Below are 21691 nucleotides of genomic sequence, written 5' to 3'. Positions count from 1 at the left end.
CTGAATCTAAGTTCTCACTTCACGCCGTCCTGAGGTGCGCACTTTTGCACGCCTCGAAGGATGACTGTTCATCCCGCCGCCCTTCGAGGCTCGCCGCGATGCGGCTCGCACCTCAGGGTGACGGGACACCAAACATTACGCCCCGATCGCGATTTTCGGCTCTTCCGGCTCGCGCGATTTCATTTCTTTCAACGCGCGGCGGTATTCGACCGGCATCACCTTGCGGAACATCGGAAGATACTTCTTCCAGTTGGCGAGGATGTGCTGCGCCCGCGCCGAGCCGGTGAGCTTGGCGTGCCGCGTGATCAGAACATGCAGCCGTTCGACGTCCTCGCCGAGCAGGTTCGAGAACACGTCGACGCGGCCATGCGCCTCGAGATCGCCGGACGAATGGAAGGCGTTCTGGTTGATCATCTCCTCGGACAGCACCGGCTCGAGATCGACCATCGCCATGTTGCAGCGTTTCTCGAACGTACCGTCCTCGTCGATGACGTAAGCCACGCCGCCGGACATGCCGGCTGCGAAGTTGCGCCCGGTCTTGCCGAGCACCACGACGATGCCGCCGGTCATGTATTCGCAGCAGTGATCGCCCGCGCCTTCGACCACGGCGACCGCGCCGGAGTTGCGCACGGCGAAACGCTCGCCGGCGACGCCCTGGAAGTAGCACTCGCCCTCGATAGCGCCGTACATCACGGTGTTGCCGACGATGATCGACTCTTCCGGCACGATGCCGGAGTTCTTGGGTGGCCGGACGATGATGCGTCCGCCCGACAGGCCCTTGCCGACATAGTCGTTGCCTTCGCCTTCCAGATCGAAGGTGATGCCGCGCGCCAGCCACGCGCCGAACGCCTGTCCTGCCGTGCCCTTCAGGCTGACATGGATGGTGTCGAGCGGCAGGCCGGTGTGGCCATAGGTCTTGGCGACAACCCCGGACAGCATCGCGCCCGCGCTGCGGTCGGTGTTGTAGATTTCAGCCTCGATCTTCACCGGAGCGCCGCGGTCGATCGCCGCCTGTGCTTCCCTGATCAGGGTGCGGTCGAGCACGTTCTCCAGATGATGGTCCTGCGCCTCGGAGTGATAGATCTTCTGGTCGGGCAGGGCAGGCTGCTTGAAGAACAGCTTCGAGAAGTCGAGACCCTTGGCCTTCCAGTGCGCGACCAGGGTCGCCTGGTCGAGCATCTGGCTCTGGCCGACCATCTCCTGGAAGGTACGGAAGCCCATGGACGCCATGATCTCGCGCACTTCCTCGGCGACGAAGAAGAAGTAGTTGATGACGTGCTCGGGCTGGCCGGTGAAGCGCTTGCGCAGCACCGGGTCCTGTGTCGCGACGCCGACCGGGCAGGTGTTGAGATGGCACTTGCGCATCATGATGCAGCCCGCCGCGATCAGCGGCGCGGTGGCGAAGCCCATTTCATCCGCGCCGAGCAGCGCACCGATCACAACGTCGCGTCCGGTGCGGAAGCCGCCGTCGACCTGAACCACGATGCGGCTGCGCAGGCGTTCACGCACAAGAGTCTGATGGGTTTCGGCGATGCCGAGTTCCCACGGCGAGCCGGCATGCTTGATCGAGGTCAGCGGAGACGCGCCCGTGCCGCCCTCGAAGCCGGAGATGGTGACATGATCCGCGCGTGCCTTGGCAACGCCGGCGGCAACCGTGCCGACGCCGATTTCGGAGACCAGCTTGACCGAGACCGCGCCGTCAGGATTGACGTTCTTCAGGTCGTAGATGAGCTGGGCCAGATCTTCGATCGAGTAGATGTCGTGATGCGGCGGCGGCGAGATCAGGCCGACGCCCGGGGTCGAATGGCGCACGCGGGCGATGGTCGCGTCGACCTTGTGGCCGGGCAACTGTCCGCCTTCGCCAGGCTTCGCGCCCTGCGCCATCTTGATCTGCATCATGTCGGAGTTGACGAGATATTCCGTCGTCACGCCGAAACGTCCCGATGCGACCTGCTTGATGGCGGAGCGCATGCTGTCGCCGTTCGCCATCGGCTTGAAGCGATCCGCCTCTTCGCCGCCTTCGCCGGTGTTGGACTTGCCGCCGATGCGGTTCATCGCAATCGCCAGCGTGGTGTGCGCCTCGCGCGAGATCGAGCCGAACGACATCGCGCCGGTGGCGAAGCGCTTGACGATCTCACTGGCGGGCTCGACTTCGTCGAGCGGCACAGGCTTGCGCTTGTCGTCCTCTGCGGTCTTGAGCTTGAACAGGCCGCGCAGCGTCAGCAGCTTCTCGGACTGCTCGTTCAGCACCTTCGCATAGGCGCGATAACGCTCCTGCGAGTTGCCGCGAACCGCATGCTGAAGCAGCGACACCGTCTCGGCGTTCCAGGCATGGTCCTCGCCGCGCGAGCGGTAGGCATATTCGCCGCCGACATCGAGGGCGGTCTTGTAGATCTGCGCGTCGCCGAATGCCTCGGTATGACGGCGTGCGGTTTCCTCGGCGATTTCGGCAAGGCCGACGCCTTCGATACGGGTGTGGGTGCCGGCGAAATACTTCGCAACGAAATCCGCCTTCAGGCCGACGGCGTCGAAAATCTGCGCGCCGCAATAGGACTGATAGGTCGAGATGCCCATCTTCGACATGACCTTGAGCAGGCCCTTGCCGATCGACTTGATGTAGCGCTTGACGATTTCCTTGTCGTCGAGCTTGGCCGGCAACTGATCCTTCATCGCGATGATGGATTCGAATGCCAGATACGGATTGATCGCTTCGGCGCCGTAACCTGCAAGGCACGCGAAGTGATGCACTTCGCGCGGCTCGCCGGATTCGACCACGAGACCGACCGAAGTGCGCAGGCCGGTGCGGATCAGGTGATGATGCACGGCGGCGGTCGCCAGCAGTGACGGGATCGGAATGCGATCCGAGCCCGCAGCGCGGTCCGAGAGGATGATGATGTTGACGCCTTCGCGCACCGCGGCTTCAGCACGGCCGCACAGCTCTTCCAGCACCTGCTCCATGCCCGCGGCCCCGAGGCCGGCGTGGAAGGTGGTGTCGAGCGCGCGCGACTTGAAGTGATTGTCGGCAACGTCGGAGATCGAGCGGATCTTCTCAAGGTCCGCGTCGGTCAGGATCGGCTGGCGCACTTCGAGGCGCTTGGTCTTGGACAGGCCTTCGATGTCGAACAGGTTCGGACGCGGGCCGATGATGGAGACGAGGCTCATCACCAGCTCTTCGCGGATCGGATCGATCGGCGGGTTGGTGACCTGTGCGAAGTTCTGCTTGAAGTAGGTGAACAGTGACTTCGGCTTGCTCGACAGCGCCGAGAGCGGCGTGTCGGTGCCCATCGAGCCCGCGGCTTCTTCACCGGTCGACGCCATCGGCGTCATCAGCACGGAGAGGTCTTCCTGCGAGTAACCGAACGCCTGCTGGCGATCGAGCAGCGACAGGTTGGAGCGCGCGGCCTTGGCCGGCGCGTCCGCCATTTCCTCGAGCACGATCTGGGTGCGGTCCAGCCACTCGCGATACGGATGGCTCTTGGCAAGCTCCGCCTTGATCTCATCGTCGGGGATAAGACGGCCCTGCTCAAGGTCGACCAGCAGCATCTTGCCGGGCTGCAAGCGCCACTTGGTGATGATCTGGTCCTCGGGAATCTTCAGCACGCCCATTTCGGACGCCATCACGATGCGGTCATCCTTGGTGACGAGATAGCGCGCCGGACGCAGGCCGTTGCGGTCGAGAGTCGCGCCGATCTGGCGGCCGTCGGTGAAGGCGATCGCGGCAGGGCCGTCCCACGGCTCCATCAGCGCTGCGTGATATTCGTAGAACGAGCGGCGTTCTTCGCTCATCAGCGGATTGCCGGCCCATGCTTCAGGCACCAGCATCATCATCGCGTGCGACAGCGAGTAGCCGCCCTGCACGAGGAATTCGAGCGCGTTGTCGAAGCAGGCGGTGTCCGACTGGCCTTCGTAGGAGATCGGCCACAGCTTCTCGATGTCCTCGCCGAACTTCTCGGAGGAGACCGAGGCCTGACGTGCGGCCATCCAGTTGACGTTGCCGCGCAGCGTGTTGATTTCGCCGTTGTGCGCGACCATGCGGTAGGGATGCGCCAGCGACCATGCCGGGAAGGTGTTGGTCGAGAAACGCTGATGCACCAGCGCCAGCGCGGATTCGAAATCCGGCTCGTGCAGGTCGGGATAGTACTTGCCGAGCTGGTCGGCGAGGAACATTCCCTTGTAGACGACGGTGCGGCACGAGATCGACACCGGATAGTAACCGGCGAGCGCGCGTTCGCGGCGCTGATAGATCGCATTTGAGATCGCCTTGCGCAGAATGTAGAGACGGCGCTCGAAATCCTCTTCGTCCGCGCAGTCGCCGCAGCCGATGAAGACCTGCATGCAGGTCGGTTCGGTCGGCTTTACGGTGACGCCGAGCGAGGAGTTGTCGGTCGGCACTTCGCGCCAGCCGAACAGCTTCAGGCCTTCCGACTTGATCTTGTCCTTGATGATACCCTTGATGACTTCGCGCCAGGACTTCTCGCGCGGCATGAACATCTGGCCGACGGCGTATTGGCCGGGACCGGGCAAGGTGAAGCCGGCTTCCTTCGCCTTGCGCGCGAAGAAGGCGTGCGGAATCTGCACAAGGATGCCCGCGCCGTCACCGGCGCGCGGGTCGGCGCCGACAGCGCCGCGATGCTCGAGATTGCAAAGGATGCTGATCGCGTCGGACACGATCTGATGCGACTTCTTGCCCTTGATGTTGGCAATGAAGCCGACGCCGCAGGAATCCTTTTCGAGCGCTGGATCGTAAAGACCCGCGGCTTCCGGACGCCAGTTATGCTCGCGCGGTTTCAAGGCCGGGTCCGCCATCGGCGCATCCACCTCGATCTGATTCCGCTCGAACTCTGACCCGCTCATTCTCATCCTCACGCCTCTTTGGATTTAGAGGCAGTCTATTTTTACCCATTTTGGCCGCAGCTTCGGCGTTCGCGGAACCCTTCGGGAAGTCCTCGGGGCCACCGCTCGCGCTGTCACGAGCCTCGCTTTAGAAAGTGCAGTTCGCGCGTGCCGTTTCCGGCTGCCATGCGGCCTGCTGATATTACCGGCGCTGCAAACGCCGTGCCGAGATTACCCGGAAATTGGGACAGTAGTCCTGTCCTAATGCCGAGATTGCCAAACTTTTTCCTATCATACAAGCGCGTGAGAGTCCTCCCAGTGTAGTGCTTCGCAAGTCCACGGAAACCCTGATGCGCGCTCCGTTCGTGGACCTGCGAACCGAAACCACACTGGAATCAATATCGTCCTGTGTCCTTCGAATCCCCAGCCCGCTACGGCAGCGCGGCGGAAGGCGGCGAGCCGCGGATTCGGGACACTGGGATGCGCTGCGCAGGCCATGCAGCCACCCGCGAAACGCTGCTGGATTAAGGCATTGCCGCCGCCATCCGGTCCTAGCTCCGCCGAAATCGGAAATCACGTTTGACCCAGGATTTTTGGGAATCCGGGGACGGATTGGGACCCGGAATGGGAGGCCAATGGCGATGACGTCGTTTTCAACACTACAGAGGATCGGACGGGCTGCCGCAGCCAGCGCCATCTTGGGAGCCGGACTGGTTTTCGTGCCTCCGGCGTTCGCCGCCGACGATTTTCCGATCGTGGGTGACATCCATATTTCCATGCCGCGAATTCTGGAGGACGAAGACCGTCCGCTGCCGCCGCCCGTTTACGAAAGACCGCCCAGCGAGCGGCCCTCCTATGAGGAGCGGCCTTACACCCAGCGGCCCTATGCACCACCCCCATATGCCGCGATCCCCTCGACCCGCTATCAGCGCTCGACATTGGGAGGTCGCCCGATGCTGCCACCCGAGCAGGTCGTGACCGTCCTGCGTTCGAGTGGTTACTCCCCGCTTGGCCGGGTCACCCAGCGCGGCTGGATCTACACCATCGCGGCGATCGACCGGAACGGCGACGACGGCCGCCTGATTATCGATGCCCGCAACGGCCAGATCATGCGGTTTATTCCGGCCCAGGCCGTCGATGAGCGGATGCTGGCGGTTTATGGTCCGCCCGGTCCGCCGCCTGCGACCTATGCGGGCTATGAAAACCGGCGCGGAGCCCTGCTCGACCTGCGAAACGTGCCGCGCCCGCCGAACGCAGTCCCGAGGGGTGCGCAGCGCCCCGGATCGAAGGCCGCGAGCCGGACCCCGGCGCCAGCCGGAACGACGACCACGCCACAAACGGCAGCTCCGGCGCAGCAGGTAACGGCTCCCTCCGCGGAGCCTTCACCGGCCGCGAAGCCGGCCACAGCAGAGAACAAATCTGCGGCAGCAGCGACGGTCGGGGCGGCTGCAGCGGCCGCGCCGCAGGCGTCCACGCCGGCACCATCAACGCTGAAACTATGGCCGACGCAGGCGATGCCCGACGTTCAGTCGCTGGAGTGACCTTCCGCATCGGTGACGTCACGTCTCACCATGACGCGGCAAAGAAACGCCCCGGGGCACCGGGGCGTTGGTAGTTTGGGAGGTTCGATAAAGCCGGACGGTTAGGCCGCGGCCTGCTCGGTCACCTGCGGCGCGGGGGCCGACGTGGTGATCGGAATCTGGCGAGGCTTCTTCGCTTCGGGAATCTCGCGGACGAGATCGACGTGGAGCAGGCCGTTCTCGAGCGTGGCGTTCTTCACCTGCACGAAGTCGGCAAGCTGGAACTGGCGCTCGAAGGCGCGCGACGCGATGCCGCGATAAAGCACTTCGCTGGACTGGCTGTTCTCGTTGGCGGCTTTCTCGCCCTTGATCGTCAGGGTGTTTTCCTTGGCGACGATCGAGATTTCATTCTGCGAAAAGCCGGAGACGGCGACCGAAATCCGGAAATTGTTCTCCCCGGTGCGCTCGATGTTGTAGGGCGGATAGCCCGGCGAGCTTTCGCTGGCGGACTGATCGAGCAGCGAGAAGAGGCGGTCAAAGCCGACGGTGGAACGGTAGAAGGGGGTCAGGTCAAACGTACGCATGTTAGTCCTCCAAAGTGAGCGACCAGCGCGTTTTTCAGGCGGGACGGACCATTGCGCTTGCAATGTCCTCAAGACCGTCTCGCTTGCACAACGCGCCACTCTTTTCCAAAGAGCAGACAACCCGCCATTGGGCCGGGTTTTCGTTCTGCGCGCAGCCTTAACTGGCCTGCACGAAACTGATATGGGAGGGGCCTTGCGGGGTTCAAGAGGGTTCCCGGCCCCTCTTTTTGCCCGCAATATCTTTTTCCGAATTTCATGATTCCTTTCGCCTGATCGGCCCCGCATGACGCTTGTTTCCATCCCCGCCAATCCCGTTCCCGACAATGTCGTCAGCGGCACCATCAAGACGCCCGATGGCGCGGAGTTGCGCTTTGCCCGCTGGCAGCCGCCGGCTGGCCGCAAGGGCACCGTCTGCGTCTTCACCGGGCGGGCCGAGAGCATCGAGAAATACTTCGAGACCGTGCGCGAACTGCGCGAGCGCGGCTTCGCGGTGGCGATGATCGACTGGCGCGGGCAGGGACATTCGTCGCGGCAGTTGCGCGATCCCCGCAAGGGCTACGTCCACAGGTTTTCCGATTTCGAGGTCGATGTCGAAACCTTCGTAAAGCAGGTGATGCTGCCGGACTGTCCGCCGCCCTACTATGCGCTTGCCCATTCGATGGGCGGCGCCGTGCTGCTGCGGGTCGCGCATGCCGGCAAGCGCTGGTTCGACCGCATCGTGCTGTCCGCGCCGATGATCGATCTGCCGGGCTATGCGACAAAATTACCGACGCGGATGTTCGTGCGCACGCTCCGCTGGCTCGGCATGGGCGGCCGCTACGTGCCCGGCGGCAACGGCGAACTCACCGGCACCAACAGTTTCGTCAACAATCCGCTGACCTCGGACCCGGTACGCTATGCGCGCAACGCCGCGATCTTCGAGGAAGACCCGACGCTCGGCATCGCGTCGCCAACGGTGGCGTGGGCCGACAGCGCGTTCCGAGCGATCGTCGAATTCCGCGAGGCGAGCTATCCCTCGCAGATCAGGCTGCCGATCCTGATGATGGCCGCGAGCAGCGACACCATCGTCTCGACCGCCGCGATCGAGGAATTCGCCTACCACCTGCGCGCCGGATCGCATCTGGTGATCGCCGGCTCCAAGCATGAAATCCTTCAGGAGCAGGATCGCTACCGGCAGCAGTTCTGGGCCGCGTTCGATGCCTTTGTGCCGGGCACGCCGCTGTTCAAGTAGGCAGTTCTAGTTCGCCTTTGGCGCAACGCCTGTTGCCTGCGGCGGAGCCGCGGCCTGTGCTGCACGGCCGACACTGACACTCAAGAGTCCCTGACCCCAGATACGCTTGGCGACACGCCTGGTGTCCTCCAGCGTGACCGCATCGACGAGCGCATTGCGCTTCTCGATATAGTCGATGCCGAGGTCGTCGAGCTGATACTGCAGCAGCGCGGTGGCGAACTTCGACGAGGTGTCGAGCGCCAGCATCTGCGAGCCCTTGAGGAAGGACTTGGCTTCGTCCAGTTCGGTCTGGGTCGGGCCGTCGTTGCCCATGCGCGCGATTTCGGCGGTGATGGTGTCCAGCGTCTCCTTCGCCTTGTCGGCGCGGGTCGCGGTGGAGCCTGCAAACAGCGACGACTTCTTCATCCAGATCAGGGATTCCGACACCGAATAGACCAGCCCGCGCTTCTCGCGGACTTCCTTGTAAAGCCGCGTCGACAGCGTGCCGCCGCCGAGAATGTGGTTGACGATGTAGGCGGCCATGAAATCGGGATCGTTGCGCGCGATGCCGGGTCCGCCGAAATTCACCGAGGTCTGCGGCACGTCCACGATGGCCGATGTATGCAGCGGCGGCTTGGCGGCCTGCACCTCCGGCACCGGAGTCAGGTTGCCCTTGGCGGGCAGGGAGCCGAATGTATCGTCGAGCAGCTTGCCGAGCGCCTCCGGCGTGATGTCACCGACCACGGCGATCTTGAGCGTATCTCTCGCGATCACGCGCTGCGCGTAATCCTTCAGGTCGGCGGACTGGATCGTGGGGAGACTTTCGAGTGTGCCGTTCGGCTGCCGCGCATAGGGATGGTTGCCGTAGGCCTGTTCCCAGAACTTGCGGCCCGCAATCGACACCGGATTGGTGGTTTCGCGCCGTGCACTGGACAGCATCTGCGCGCGGACACGTTCCAGCGGGTCGCTGTCGAAGCGCGCGGCTGTCAGCGCCAGCTTCAGCAGGCCGAAAGCCTCGTCGCTGTTTTCCTTGAGCATCCGCATCGAGCCGCGCAGATAGTCGCGGGTCACCGAAAAACTCATCTCGATGGCGCGCCGTTCGAGGCGCTCGTGAAATGTCTTCGAATCGAGATCGGCGGCGCCTTCGTCGAGCATGTTGGCGGTGAACGCGCCGATGCCGGGTTTGTCGGCGGGGTCCTGCGTTGAGCCGCCGGCGAAGGCGTATTCCATCGCAACCAGCGGCACGGTCGCGTCCTGCACGAACCAGGCCTCGATGCCGCCGGGAGACACCACGCGCTGAACCTTCGCGGCGGCGGATGCCGGCGTCATGAGTGCGGCGAACGATGACGTGGCGACAAGAAAGGCGGCGGCGAGACGTGGCAGGTGACGGCGAGTGATGATCACGAACGTTTCTCCTCGCGCTTGGCGGTCGTCGCGCTCGTATCCTTGATGAGATAGCCGGTCACGGACCGCTTTTTCTCGAGCCATGTCCGCGCAGCGTCGCGAACCTGTTCGGCCGTGACGGCGCGAATGCGATCGGGCCATGCCCTGATGTCGTCGACACTGAGGCCGACCGTGACGGCGGCGCCGTACCAGCGCGCCAGTGTGGTCTGGCTGTCCTGCGCGTAGATCGCCTGAGCGATCATCTGGGTCTTGATGCGCTCGAGTTCTTCGGCCGGCACCGGATCGGCCGCCAGTTTCGCAATGACCTCATCGATGGCCTGCTCGACCTGTGGAAATTCCACACCGGGTTTTGGCGAGGCGGAAATGCCGAACTGGGTCGGATCGACGCCCGTGCCCTGGTACCAAGCGCCTGCGCTGACCGCGAGCGGCTTGTCGACCACCAGCGCGCGATAGAGCAGCGAGTTGCTGCCGGTGCCCATCAACTGCGCCAGCACTTCCAGCGCGGCGCCCTGTGCCGGGGTTGCGGTGACGGACGACGGGACGAGATAGTAACGGCGCAGGCTTGGCTGTTCGACACGCGGATCGGCCAGCGTCACGGTGCGCGGCCCGGCGGGCTCCGGCTCCTGCGGCCTTATCCGCTGCGGCGGGATCGCCGGCTGCGGTGGAATCTTGCCATAGGCCGCCTCGATCATGGGGCGGACCTCGTCGGCGCTGACGTCGCCTGCGATGACGAGGGTGGCATTGTTGGGAGCGTAGAAGCGTTTGTAGAACGCGAGCGCGTCCTCGCGGTTCAGCTTCTCGATCTCCTGATGCCAGCCGATCACCGGGCGGCCATAGGGATGGTTGAGATACAGCGCCGCCATGATCTGTTCGGTCAGCCGCGCATCCGGGCTGTTGCCGACGCGCATGTTGTACTCTTCGAGCACCACGTCGCGCTCGGGCAGCACGTTCTCGTCCTTGAGAACGAGGCCGGTCATGCGGTCGGCCTCGAATTCCATCATGGCCGCGAGCTTGTCGCGCGAGACGCGCTGGTAATAGGCGGTGTAGTCGTAGGAGGTGAAGGCGTTTTCGTTGCCGCCGATGCGCGCCACCAACTGGGAGAATTCGCCGGCCGGATGCGCGCTGGTGCCCTTGAACATCAGATGCTCGAGGAAATGCGCGAGGCCCGATTTGCCGGGCGTCTCGTCGGCTGAGCCGACCTTGTACCAGATCATCTGCGTGACCACCGGCGTGCGGCGATCCGGAATGACGATGACGCTGAGGCCGTTCGAGAGTGTGAAGGTCGACGGCCGTTGCGGCGCGGTCTGCGCCGCCGCGGTGTGAATGGCGGCCGGCGCGAGCAGAAGGCCGAGCGCAGCGAGGGCCCGGACGATATGGTGGCGGGAAATCATCATCATGTTCTACCGGATCGCAGATTTATCGCCCGGAAAACATTCAAATCCGCGAGAGGCGACGCTGCGGGATCTGAAACGATCGCACCTCTGAAAAATCAATGGTGGGCGGATCGCTATCACGGGGCCGCGACCATGACGGCGCGGCCAGGAAGTTCAGCCCAAGCTCAGTCCCAGCGCTTTTCGCATTTGCCGGTGGCTGCGTCGCAGGTTTCCTTCGGAGCCTTCAACTGGCCGACGCCATAGGCGAAGTTGGGCGACGGGGTCTGGTAACCGGTCGGCGGCTGGGTGAGTTCGCTGCGCTCGGGCTCAGTGGTGAACTTCTCGGTTTCCGTCTTCGAGCTGCTGCCGAACACATTGGAGAACAGGCCGCCGCTGTAGCCGAGATCCGAGGGCATCATCATCAGCGGCGCGTTCGCATTGTTGCCGCCGGGCGCATTGTTGTCCGCCGACTTGCTGCTGCGCGGAGCACGCTTGTTGAGTTCGCTCGGCATCAGGGGCAGGCGCGCTTCTTCCGGGCTGATCGCCTTTTGCTTGGCGGCTTCGCGAGCGGCCTTGCGCTCGGCTTCATCGGGATCCTTCGGCCAGTTCGGGGCCAGCTTCCGCTTTCCGCTCTGGGGCGGAGGCAGAGCATCGACCTTGGAAGGAACCACCAGCGGCGAGCGCTCGCGGTACTCGATGGATCCGTCTTCGAGCTTCCTGCCGCCGAGGCCGCTCATCAGGTTGTCCATCAGCTTTTGTTCGAAGGTCTTGCCGTCGTCTTCTTCGTCAGCGTCCTGCGCGCGAACCGGGCCGGCGCCCAGCACCAGACCGACGCCAAGCAGGATGGCGGCGAACCGCAGCACGCGCGTCGCGCGGCGCGATGAGAGATGCAAACCTGAACCGATGCCGCCCGTCATTGCGTTCATCCTGATCCGTTGTCCAAATCCGTTATCAAACGGCGCGGCCATGTCCTCGTGGGCATGTCGCCGCAGGCCAGATTGCCGAGGGCCAGGCGGCGAGCCAACTGGCCGATAACTCACGCGTATCCCCGGTTATCAGGGCCTTTTTGCGGCGCCGGGGGTTACAAAGGAGTCATACAGGAGGGCGGCAACTCCGGCAACGATGGCCACGTCCGCAAGGTTAAACACGTACCAGTTGTAGGTTTTTCCGCCGATCTGGACATGAAACAGCGCGAAATCGACCACCGCGCCATAGGCCAGCCGGTCGATGGCGTTGCCGATGGCCCCGCCGATGATGAGCCCGAGGCCGATGACGGCGAGGCGGGTGCCGGATTTAGCCATCCAGACCGCCAGCACGATCACCGCCGTGGCCTTGATCGCCAGCAGGATGGCCTGACCGACCGGACCCGAGTCCTGGAACCAGCCATAGCTGATACCGGTATTCCACGCGAGCACCAGATCGAAGAACGGCGTCACGGCAACCGTGCCGCGCGGGCCGAGTTCGAACACGTTCAGCAGCCACAGCTTCGAGGCCTGATCGAGCACCAGGGCTATGGCGGCGGCGATCACACCGGAGCGGAGGAGAGGGTTCACACACCGACTCCCAGCGCCTTCCATTCTCTCAGCGCTTCCGCATCGCGAGGCGAGACATCCGGATATTCGGGATCGCTCCCGACGGTGGGAAGAATCTTCCACGACCGCGCGCACTTGGTGCCAACGGCCTTTTCGACCACCACGGCCACGCCGGGGACATCGCCCAGCGTGAATGCACCCGCCGGAGCATCTTCGTTCGTGACCATGGCGTTCGACGTAATGCAGACTTCCGCGAGATCGACGTCGAACAGCGTCGCGAACACCGCCTTGTCGGACACGTAGACCAATGGCGAGGCTTCCAGCGACGAGCCGATGCGCTTGGCCGCGCGCTCGACTTCCAGCGCGCCGGTGACGACGCGGCGCACCTCGCGGATGGTTTCCCACTTCTTTGCAAGGTTGTCGTCGCGGAAGCGGTCGAGGTCGTCGCGGAACGTGGTCAGATGCACCGACGGTTCGGCGTCAGGACGATACATGGTCCAGGCTTCATCGGCGGTGAAGCTGATGGCGGGCGCGAGCCACTTCAGGATCGCGTCGCACAGGATGTCCACGGTGGTCAGCGCGGCCTTGCGCTCCACCGACGACGGCGGATCGCAGTACAGCATGTCCTTGCGGATATCGAAGTAGAACGCCGACAGTTCGGTGTTCATGAAGTTCGCCAGCGTCGCGATCACCGTCTTGTAGTCGAAATTCGCGTAGGCCGGGCGAATGATGGCATCGACCTCGGACAGGCGATGCAGCATCAGCCGCTCCAGTTCCGGCATCTCGCTGTATGACACCGCGTCGCTGCGCTTGAAGTGATGCAGTGTGCCGAGCATCCAGCGGATGGTGTTGCGCAGCTTGCGGTAGGTTTCGATGGTGTTCTTGAGGATTTCCGGGCCGATGCGCTGATCGTCGGCATAGTCGGTCGCGCAGACCCACAGCCGCAGGATGTCGGCGCCGGACTGCGAGATCACCTTCTGCGGCTCGGTCGTGTTGCCGAGCGACTTCGACATCTTGCGGCCGTTCTCGTCGAGCGTGAAACCGTGGGTCAGCACCACGTCATAGGGCGCGCGGCCGCGGGTGCCGCAGCTTTCCAGCAGAGACGAATGAAACCAGCCGCGATGCTGGTCGCTGCCCTCGAGATACATCACGGTGTCGTTGCCGCCATCGACCTTGCGCTTGATGCCCGCGAGACCCGGGAAGTGCACCGGGTCTTCCAGCACGAAGGCGTGGGTCGAGCCGGAGTCGAACCAGACGTCGCAGATATCGTTGACCTTCTGCCATTCCTCGTTGGCGTGCGTGCCGAGGAAGCGCTCGCGCGCGCCGTCTGCGTACCACGCATCCGCGCCTTCCTTCTCGAACGCGTCGGCGATGCGCTTGTTGACGGCCTCGTCCTGCAGGATCTCGGCGGAGCCGTCGCCTTTCTCGCGCACGAATACGGCGATGGGCACGCCCCAGGCGCGCTGGCGCGAGATCACCCAGTCGGGACGGCCTGCGATCATGCCGGTGATGCGGTTCTGGCCCTGCTCGGGCACCCAGCGCGTGACGCTGATCGCCTGCAGAGCGCGGGCGCGCAGCGTGTCGTTTTCCCCTCCCCCTTGCGGGGAGGGGTTGGGGGTGGGGGTGACCAGAGCCGCCAGCGTTTGTGACGACCCCCCTCCCTGACCCTCCCCCGCAAGGGGGGAGGGAAGAGAAAACGGTTTGTCCATCGCGATGAACCATTGCGGCGTATTGCGATAGATCACCGGCTTTTTCGAGCGCCACGAATGCGGATACTGGTGCTTGAGGCGTGAGCGCGCCAGCAGCATGCCGCGCGCGATCAGCGCCTTGATGACGGCTTCGTTGGCGTCGCCCTTCTCGCCCTTGTCGGTGAGCACGCGCTTGCCGGTGAAGCCCGGCGCGTGCTCGGTCAGCGCGCCGTCGGCATCGACGGTGTAGGGGATGACCGGACTGATGCCGCGCGCTTCAAGTTCGCGCGCGTTGGCGGTCCAGACGTCGAAGTCCTCGCGGCCATGGCTCGGCGCGGTATGCACGAAGCCGGTGCCGGTGTCGTCGGTGACATGATCGCCGGCCAGCAGCGGCACGGTGAATTCATAGCCGCCGGCAAGACCCTTCAGCGGGTGGCTGCACTCGATCGCATCGAGAATATCGGCGGAAACGTCGCCGGCTTTCTCGTACGACGTCACGCGCGCCTGCTTGAAGACGTCTTCGGCCAGCTTGTCGGCGAGGATCAGAAGATCGCCGGTCTTCGCCCAGTTGTCGGCGGGCGCGTCGGTGATCCTGTAGAGGCCATAGGAAATCTTCGGCGAGAAGCTGATGGCGCGGTTGCCGGGCAGCGTCCACGGCGTCGTGGTCCAGATCACCACCGAGGCCTTGGCGAGGCGGCCGTGCGCGGCGTTGACCGGAAACTTCACCCACACCGCGTCCGAGGTATAATCCTCGTATTCGATTTCGGCCTCGGCCAGCGCGGTCTTCTCGACCACGCTCCACATCACCGGCTTGGAGCCGCGATACAGCGTGCCGTTGGCGGCGAACTTCATCAGCTCGCGCGCGATCTGTGCTTCGGCCGGAAAGGTCATCGTCATGTACGGATGCGACCAGTCGCCGACCACGCCGAGGCGCTTGAATTCCTCGCGCTGGATGTCGACCCACTTCTGCGCGAACGCCCGGCACTCCTGACGGAATTCGACGATCGGCACCGCGTCCTTGTTCTTGCCCTTGGCGCGGTACTCTTCCTCGATCTTCCACTCGATCGGCAGGCCGTGGCAGTCCCAGCCCGGCACGTAGTTGGAATCGAAGCCGAGCATCTGCTGGCTCTTGGTCACCACGTCCTTGAGGATCTTGTTGAGCGCGTGGCCGATATGGATGTTGCCGTTGGCGTAGGGCGGGCCGTCATGCAGCACGAATTTCGCGCGGTCCTTCGCGGCCTCGCGGAGCTTGCCGTACAGGTCGATCTCGTTCCAGCGCGCCAGAATTTTGGGTTCCTGCTGGGGCAGGCCCGCACGCATCGGAAACTCGGTCTGCGGCAGATAAAGAGTGCTGGAGTAATCGTTGCCGTCGGCTTTGGGGGCAACGGACTTTTGGGGCTTGTCGGACATGATGCTCTGGCTTGGCTCGAATGGCGCTGGCGCGCACGTAATGTGCAGCGATGAAAATCGATCCCGGTCTTGCGCCGAGCGTGTGCTCAGACGGAAGCCGGGCCGCTAATGCCGATTATGGTGCGCTGCGCCAACATGACGCCTAGATAGCAGGCATGGGGGGCATCGGAAAGGCCCGCAAGCCGCTCAATTCGTGACAATTCCGAGCTTCGGAAACGCATCCGGGGCCGCGGCGAGCAGGGCGCGGGCCTTTGCGCTGTCGTCATCCATCTGGCGCACCAGGGCGTCGATCCCGTCGAACTTCAGTTCGTCGCGGATAAAGCCGACGAACGCGACATCGAGCTTCTGGCCGTAAAGGTCGCCCTTGAAGTCGAACAGGAAGATTTCCAGCAGCGGCGCGCCGTTGTCGAAAGTCGGACGGCGGCCGAAGGAGGCGACACCGTCGAGGCGCTTGTCGCCGATTCCGACCCGCACGGCATAGATGCCATGCTTGAGGCCGCAGTTCTTGTCGAGACGGATATTGGCGGTGGGATAGCCCATATCGCGACCGCGCTTCTCGCCGTGAATGACCTCGCCCGAAATGAACCACGGCGCGCCGAGCATCGCAGTCGCCTCGGTGACCTGTCCTTCAGCCAGCGCCATGCGGATCGCGCTGGAGGAGACCGGGCGATCCAGAATATCGACGTGAGCCTGGATGTGGACCTCGACACCGAGCTTCGGCATCTCGCTGGCGAGCAGCGACGGCGAGCCCGCGCGGCCCTTGCCGAAATGGAAATCGTAACCGACGGCGATGCCGCTGATTCCGAGCCGGCCGATGAGATCGTGGTTAATGAAATCCTGTGCCGTGGTGCCGGCGCGGGCGCCATCGAACGTCATCACTACCGCGCCGTCGAGGCCGGTGCCGGCGAGCAGGCGCAGCTTGGCGGCTTCATCGGTCAGCCTGAACTGCGGTGTGTTGGGGCTGAAAAAACTGCGCGGATGCGGCTCGAACGTCACCGCATATGCGGGCTTGCCGAGCTTGCGCGCCATATCGATGGCCGCAGAAATCACCACCCGATGGCCGAGATGGACGCCATCGAAGTTGCCCATTGCCACCACAGCGCCTTTTACAATTGCGCTGGTTGGAGTGGCGTCGCGAATGACGGAAAAGCTTGTCGTCATGGGTACCGGTAGGAAGACAAATGAAGAAATCGGGCCGGACCTGACCCCGGCGTGCCATCGGAGTCAAGCTGCTGAATCAGGCCTTAACGGCGCAACTTAAGATAATCCCGATGTGGTCCGATTAACGGGCTGTTTAAGCCGCCGGTGCTAGGTTCGCCCCGGCTGCGGGTGGCAGAAGCTGCCCGCAAAATGTTGATAACGCACGCCGGTTGCTGCGTTCGAGGGAGAAAAACAGCGATGGCCATGGATTTGTCGATGCCGGTTCTGGTTGTGGACGACTACAACACGATGATCCGCATTATCCGCAATCTGCTCAAGCAACTCGGCTTCGAAAACATCGATGACGCCAGCGATGGCTCGGCTGCGCTCAGCAAGATGCGCGGCAAGAAGTATGGCCTTGTGATCTCCGACTGGAACATGGAGCCGATGACCGGATACGATCTGCTCAAGGAAGTGCGCGGCGATCCGAATCTCGCCACCACGCCTTTCATCATGATCACCGCTGAATCGAAGACGGAAAACGTCATCGCCGCCAAGAAGGCCGGCGTGAACAACTACATCGTCAAGCCGTTCAACGCCGCGACACTGAAGACCAAGATCGAGGCGGTGTTCCCGGATCACGCGCCGGCGTAAGCCGCGGCACCATCATTCACAGAATTTCAATGCCCGGTGTTCGCACCGGGCATTTTGCTATCCGTCGGCTCGCCCGTCATCGCCGGATCAGAACGACGCCGCCGATCAGCATGGCGACGCCGATCAGACGCGGCAGATCGATCGAGCGCTGCGCGAGCCCCAGCCAGCCGAAGTGGTCGAATGTCACCGATGCCAGCATCTGTCCGGTGACGAGGAGGGCGATGAACGTCGCAGCTCCCAGAGTGGGTATCAGCACGATCGCGAGCCCGATGAAGATGGCGCCGAACAGGCCGCCGCTCCAGGCCCACCACGGAATCCGCGCGACCGTCGCGATCTGCGGCACGGGATCGCGCAACACAACGGCGAGAACCACCATGCAGATGAGCCCGACGAAATAGCTCGTAAAACCGGACCACACCGCGGAGTTAAGTGCTGTCCGCAGGTTGGTGTTGAGGACCTGCTGGATCACGATACTCGCGCCGGCTGCGACCGTCAGAAAGATCGGGAAAGCCAGTTTCATCATGCTGCACCTCAGATCACGAACCGCAGGGCATCCGATCTTGCCCGTGCGGTTTCACCACGTCAGGTCGCGCATCAGCGCGAACGGCGGCTTGGCGTCGCCGAACAGCCGCTGCACCGAGAATTCGTCGGCGACATCAAGCCCTTCGAAGTCCACGGCATGAATGCCGCGGGTCAGGAACAGGCAATCGAGTCCCATTCCATTCGCGCCGTTGAGATCGGTGCGGACGGAATCGCCGATCGCGAGCACGCGATCGATCGGGGTCGATGCGCCGCGCTTCTCCGCGGCCAGCTCAAGCGCGCGGTCGTAGATCGGCCGGTGCGGCTTGCCGTAGAAGATCACTTCGCCGCCCATGTCGCGGTACAGTTCGGCAATGGCGCCGGCGCAATAGATCAGCCGGTCGCCGCGCTCGACCACGATGTCCGGGTTGGCACAGACGAAGGTGAGATTGCGCGCACGCGCCTGTTCGAGCACGCCGCGATAATCCTCGGCGGTTTCGGTCTCGTCGTCGAACAGGCCCGTGCAGGTGACGTAGTCGGCGTTCTCGATGGTCGTGAACGTCACGTCGAGTCCGCGAAATACCGGATTGTCGCGCTCCGGCCCGATCTGGGAAACCGCCTGCTGGTTGTGTGACGCCACGAAGCTGCGGGTGAGATCGCCCGACGACACGATGGCGTCATAGGTGTCGTCGGAGATGTTCATTCGGCGGAGCTGACGCTGCACGGAATCCGCCGGGCGCGGCGCGTTGGTGATCATGATCACCGTGCCGCCCTGCTTGCGGAAGGTTTGCAGCGCTTCGCAGGCGGGGACAAAACCGGTGAGGCCGTCGTGAATGACGCCCCAGACGTCGCTCAGAATGACGTCGACGCCGGTGGTGAGGTCGCGCAAATGATCGGCGAATCGCAACGCGGCGGCGTCAGGCAGCTTCATGGAAAAGGATCACTTCTCTGCGGAGGCTTTGGTTATTTCTGCGCCGATGCCCGGCGTGCCAGCGCGGCGTTGCCGGTTACACGAGGAGCCTCGGCTCTCGCGTCGAACTTGACGTCGGCGTTTTCTTCTTTTCGGACCTGGGCGTCAACCGTGGAAGCCGCAGGTGCGGCATGTTCCGCTGGCGCAGCTGCGCCCTCGGGCCGCAGCGGACGCGGCGGCGCGAACAGGAAGCCCTGGCCGAATCGGACGTCGTAGTCGAGCAGGTCGACCACCGCGCGTTCGCCTTCGATCCGCTCGGCCACGAGATCGATCCCGAAGCGTCCGAGCAGATCGGACAGGTCTGCGGCGTGAATGTCGGCGGAGGCCAGTTGCTTCTGGTCGAGCAGCATCGCCGCCGGCACCTTGATGAACTTGACGCCGCGGTCGGCGAGTTCACGCGGATCGAGCCGCAGGTCGGTGACGTTGTCGATCGAGAAGCCGTAGCCGAGCCGTTGCAGTGTTGCCAGATGCTCGCTCTCTACCGGACCGAGATGGCGGAATGTGCTCTGCTTGAATTCGAGAACCAGCGACGGCGCGAGAATGCGGTTGGCTTCGAGGAAGTCGAGGCACTGTCCGAACACCGAGGGGTTGCTCAGCGTTGTCCCCGAGACGTTGCAGAACACGCCGACGTCCTTCGAGCGCACCATCAGCCGCCGCAGCACCTGCACGCAGCGAAGCATCACGGTGTGATCGATCTGGCCCATCAGGCCGGCGGCTTCCGCTGTGCCGACGAAATCGTTTGCGGTCAGCAACTGGTCCTTGTCGTCGCGCACACGTGCGACGGCTTCGTAGTACCGCACCTTGCGCTGGGGCAGCGTTACCATCGGCTGGAGAAACAGATCGACGCGGTTGGCCTCGATGGCGTTTCTCACCGCCACGAGAAGCTGGGTATTGTTGAGGTTGGCGGATGCAGGCGGTGCGCCAGCCGTCTTGGCGGGCGCAGGCGTGCTGGCGCTGGTTACCGGCGCCGCTGGATTTGCCTCGGGCGCCGCAATGTTCGCCGGTTCGGCAGCCTGCTGCTCGGCCAGTGTGCTGACGGCGTTTGCGAGAAGGTCGTCATGGGAGGCGACAGACGAAGCAAGTTGCCTGACCAGCGATCCCAGTTCGCTGATTTCGCTGGCGACGGTCTGAACGCGCTCCTGTCCGCTCGCGTCGATCGCCGACAGGCGGGTCTCGATGGCGCTCATGCGGCGGCCGAACTCGGCAACCTGGCGCGCGAGATCCGCGGTGCCGCGCGACAGATCCGCGATCTGGCCGCCGACATCGGTGCGATCGCGCAGGCGCATCGACACGGCGTTGTAGAGGATCAGAAAGGTCAGCGCGGTCAGCGCGACGATAGCGGACTCGGAGACGCTCAGCCCTGCCAGCGAATACAGCATCAGGCCAAGCGACGCTGCGATCAGCACCATGCAGATGGCGATGAAAATCGTCGAAATGCGGATCATGAAGCCTGCCCAACCCCGAACCGGAGCGAGCTTAACATCAAGTTTGATTCGGCGCGAAGTTGTTGTTTTCCGATTGAATTAAGGCACGCCTCTCCCCGCTTGCGGGGAGAGGCGGATGAGGTCAGGCGACCGCGCGGATCACCTTGGCGATCTTGTCCATAATCTCGCCGACCTGGCTTTCCGAGATGATCAGGGGCGGGGTCAGGCAGAGGGTGTCGCCGGCCACGCGCATCATCAGCTCGTGGTCATGGAACGCCGAGTCCAGCGCCTCGAAGCCGCGCTTGCCGGGGCCGTCCTTGTTGGGCGCGAGATCGATGCCGGCGGTGATGCCGACGGTGCGGATGTCCACCACGTTCGGCTCGTTGCGCAGCGCCATCACGGCGTCGGCCCATTTCGGTTCCATCGCCCGGGCGCGCTCGAACAGGCCCTCCTCGCGATAGATGTCGAGGGTGGCGAGACCGGCCGCGCAGGCCAGCGGATGCGCCGAGTAGGTGTAGCCGTGGAACAGCTCGATGACGTGTTCCGGGCCCTTCATGAAGGAATCATGGATCTCGTCGCGGATCAGGACGCCGCCCATCGGCACCGCGCCGTTGGTAACGCCCTTGGCGAAGGTGATCATGTCCGGCAGCACGCCGTAGCGTTCCGCCGCGAAGGCATAGCCGAGACGGCCATAGCCGGTGATGACTTCGTCGAAGATCAGCAGGATGCCGTGCTTGTCGCAGATCGCGCGCAGCTTTTGCAGATAACCCTTCGGCGTTGCCAGCACGCCGGTGGAGCCCGCCATCGGCTCGACGATCACGGCGGCAATGGTGCCGGGGCCATGGATGCCGACGATGCGTTCGAGTTCATCGGCGAAATGCGCGCCATACTCCGGCTCGCCCTTGGTGAAGGCCTGCTTTTCGCGGTCATAGGTGGTCGGCAGGTGATCGACGCCGGTCAGCAACGTGCCGAACATCTTGCGGTTGTTGACCATGCCGCCGACGGAAATACCGCCGAATCCGACGCCGTGATAGCCGCGCTCGCGGCCGATCAGCCGGGTGCGTCCGGCCTCGCCACGGCCGTTGTGATAGGCCAGCGCCACCTTCAGCGCGGTATCGACCGCTTCCGACCCGGAGTTGCAGAAAAACACATGCTCGAGGCCTTTGGGCGCCAGCGCAGCGATGCGGCTGGCAAGCTCGAAGGCTTTCGGATGGCCGAACTGGAACGGCGGCGCGTAGTCGAGGGTCGCGGCCTGCTTCTGGATCGCGTCCACGATCGGATCGCGGTTATGGCCGGCGTTGCTACACCACATGCCGGCGGCGCCGTCGAGGATGCTGCGGCCGTCGGCGGTGAAATAGTGCATGTCCTTGGCGCCGGCGAGCATGCGCGGCCGCGCCTTGAACGCCCGGTTGGCCGTGAACGGCATCCAG

The 21691-nt window shown here is 63.8% G+C and carries 15 protein-coding genes; 3 read left to right on the top strand and 12 right to left on the bottom strand.

The window, feature by feature from the left end; genetic code table 11:
* Positions 1–135 precede the first annotated feature (135 nt).
* Positions 136–4854, bottom strand: coding sequence for a glutamate synthase large subunit (gltB, locus tag ACP7AL_RS01045; RefSeq protein WP_425987947.1), 4719 nt, complete (start codon positions 4852–4854; stop codon positions 136–138).
* A gap of 620 nt (positions 4855–5474) precedes the next feature.
* Here gltB and ACP7AL_RS01040 point away from each other — a divergent pair.
* The gene (locus tag ACP7AL_RS01040; RefSeq protein WP_425987945.1) at positions 5475–6374 is read left to right on the top strand and encodes a hypothetical protein; all 900 of its coding nucleotides are present in this window, start codon (positions 5475–5477) and stop codon (positions 6372–6374) included.
* Positions 6375–6475: 101 nt separating this feature from the next.
* Here the strand turns inward: ACP7AL_RS01040 and ACP7AL_RS01035 are convergent, their stop codons facing one another.
* Positions 6476–6937 carry an Hsp20 family protein gene (locus tag ACP7AL_RS01035; RefSeq protein ID WP_006022051.1) on the bottom strand — a complete coding sequence of 154 codons (462 nt, stop codon included), beginning with the start codon at positions 6935–6937 and terminating at the stop codon, positions 6476–6478.
* Between the two features lie 283 nt (positions 6938–7220).
* Here ACP7AL_RS01035 and ACP7AL_RS01030 point away from each other — a divergent pair, with 283 nt between their 5' ends.
* Positions 7221–8168, top strand: a complete 948-nt coding sequence (locus ACP7AL_RS01030) for an alpha/beta fold hydrolase (protein ID WP_006022050.1) — start codon at positions 7221–7223, stop codon at positions 8166–8168.
* Positions 8169–8174: 6 nt separating this feature from the next.
* Here the strand turns inward: ACP7AL_RS01030 and ACP7AL_RS01025 are convergent, their stop codons facing one another.
* The 6 genes from ACP7AL_RS01025 to ACP7AL_RS01000 form a co-directional block, all read right to left on the bottom strand.
* On the bottom strand, positions 8175–9551 hold the full coding sequence (locus ACP7AL_RS01025) for a M16 family metallopeptidase (RefSeq protein ID WP_425987943.1): 1377 nt from the start codon (positions 9549–9551) through the stop codon (positions 8175–8177).
* Positions 9548–10948: a M16 family metallopeptidase gene (locus ACP7AL_RS01020; protein ID WP_425987941.1), complete on the bottom strand. Its 1401-nt coding sequence runs from the start codon at positions 10946–10948 to the stop codon at positions 9548–9550. The genes ACP7AL_RS01025 and ACP7AL_RS01020 overlap by 4 nt, the downstream gene beginning before the upstream one ends.
* A 161-nt stretch (positions 10949–11109) precedes the next feature.
* Positions 11110–11841, bottom strand: a complete 732-nt coding sequence (locus ACP7AL_RS01015; RefSeq protein WP_425987938.1) for a hypothetical protein — start codon at positions 11839–11841, stop codon at positions 11110–11112.
* Between the two features lie 138 nt (positions 11842–11979).
* Positions 11980–12477 carry a signal peptidase II gene (gene lspA, locus ACP7AL_RS01010; RefSeq protein ID WP_425987936.1) on the bottom strand — a complete coding sequence of 166 codons (498 nt, stop codon included), beginning with the start codon at positions 12475–12477 and terminating at the stop codon, positions 11980–11982.
* The gene (gene ileS / locus ACP7AL_RS01005; RefSeq protein WP_425987933.1) at positions 12474–15554 is read right to left on the bottom strand and encodes an isoleucine--tRNA ligase; all 3081 of its coding nucleotides are present in this window, start codon (positions 15552–15554) and stop codon (positions 12474–12476) included. Before ileS ends, lspA begins: the two co-directional genes overlap by 4 nt.
* Positions 15555–15740: 186 nt before the next feature.
* A complete protein-coding gene (locus ACP7AL_RS01000) occupies positions 15741–16715 on the bottom strand; it encodes a bifunctional riboflavin kinase/FAD synthetase (protein WP_425987930.1) in 975 nt (324 codons plus the stop codon).
* Between the two features lie 237 nt (positions 16716–16952).
* On the opposite strand from ACP7AL_RS01000, the gene ACP7AL_RS00995 reads away from it, so the two are divergent.
* Positions 16953–17348, top strand: coding sequence for a response regulator (locus ACP7AL_RS00995; RefSeq protein WP_006022043.1), 396 nt, complete (start codon positions 16953–16955; stop codon positions 17346–17348).
* A gap of 76 nt (positions 17349–17424) precedes the next feature.
* Here the strand turns inward: ACP7AL_RS00995 and ACP7AL_RS00990 are convergent, their stop codons facing one another.
* The 4 genes from ACP7AL_RS00990 to ACP7AL_RS00975 form a co-directional block, all read right to left on the bottom strand.
* On the bottom strand, positions 17425–17871 hold the full coding sequence (locus ACP7AL_RS00990) for a DMT family transporter (protein ID WP_425987927.1): 447 nt from the start codon (positions 17869–17871) through the stop codon (positions 17425–17427).
* A 51-nt stretch (positions 17872–17922) separates the two neighbouring features.
* Complete coding sequence (locus ACP7AL_RS00985; protein WP_425987925.1) at positions 17923–18798, bottom strand: TIGR01459 family HAD-type hydrolase; 876 nt, start codon at positions 18796–18798, stop codon at positions 17923–17925.
* A 32-nt stretch (positions 18799–18830) separates the two neighbouring features.
* Entirely contained in the window at positions 18831–20282 is a 1452-nt protein-coding gene (locus ACP7AL_RS00980) for an EAL domain-containing protein (RefSeq protein ID WP_425987923.1), read from the bottom strand.
* Between the two features lie 121 nt (positions 20283–20403).
* Entirely contained in the window at positions 20404–21687 is a 1284-nt protein-coding gene (locus ACP7AL_RS00975) for an aspartate aminotransferase family protein (RefSeq protein ID WP_425989983.1), read from the bottom strand.
* Positions 21688–21691 lie beyond the last annotated feature (4 nt).

Origin of the sequence: Afipia sp. DC4300-2b1, assembly GCF_049895725.1 — a bacterium.
Classification (GTDB): Bacteria; Pseudomonadota; Alphaproteobacteria; order Rhizobiales; family Xanthobacteraceae; genus Afipia; species Afipia broomeae.
This window is presented reverse-complemented; position numbering and strand designations above follow the sequence as displayed.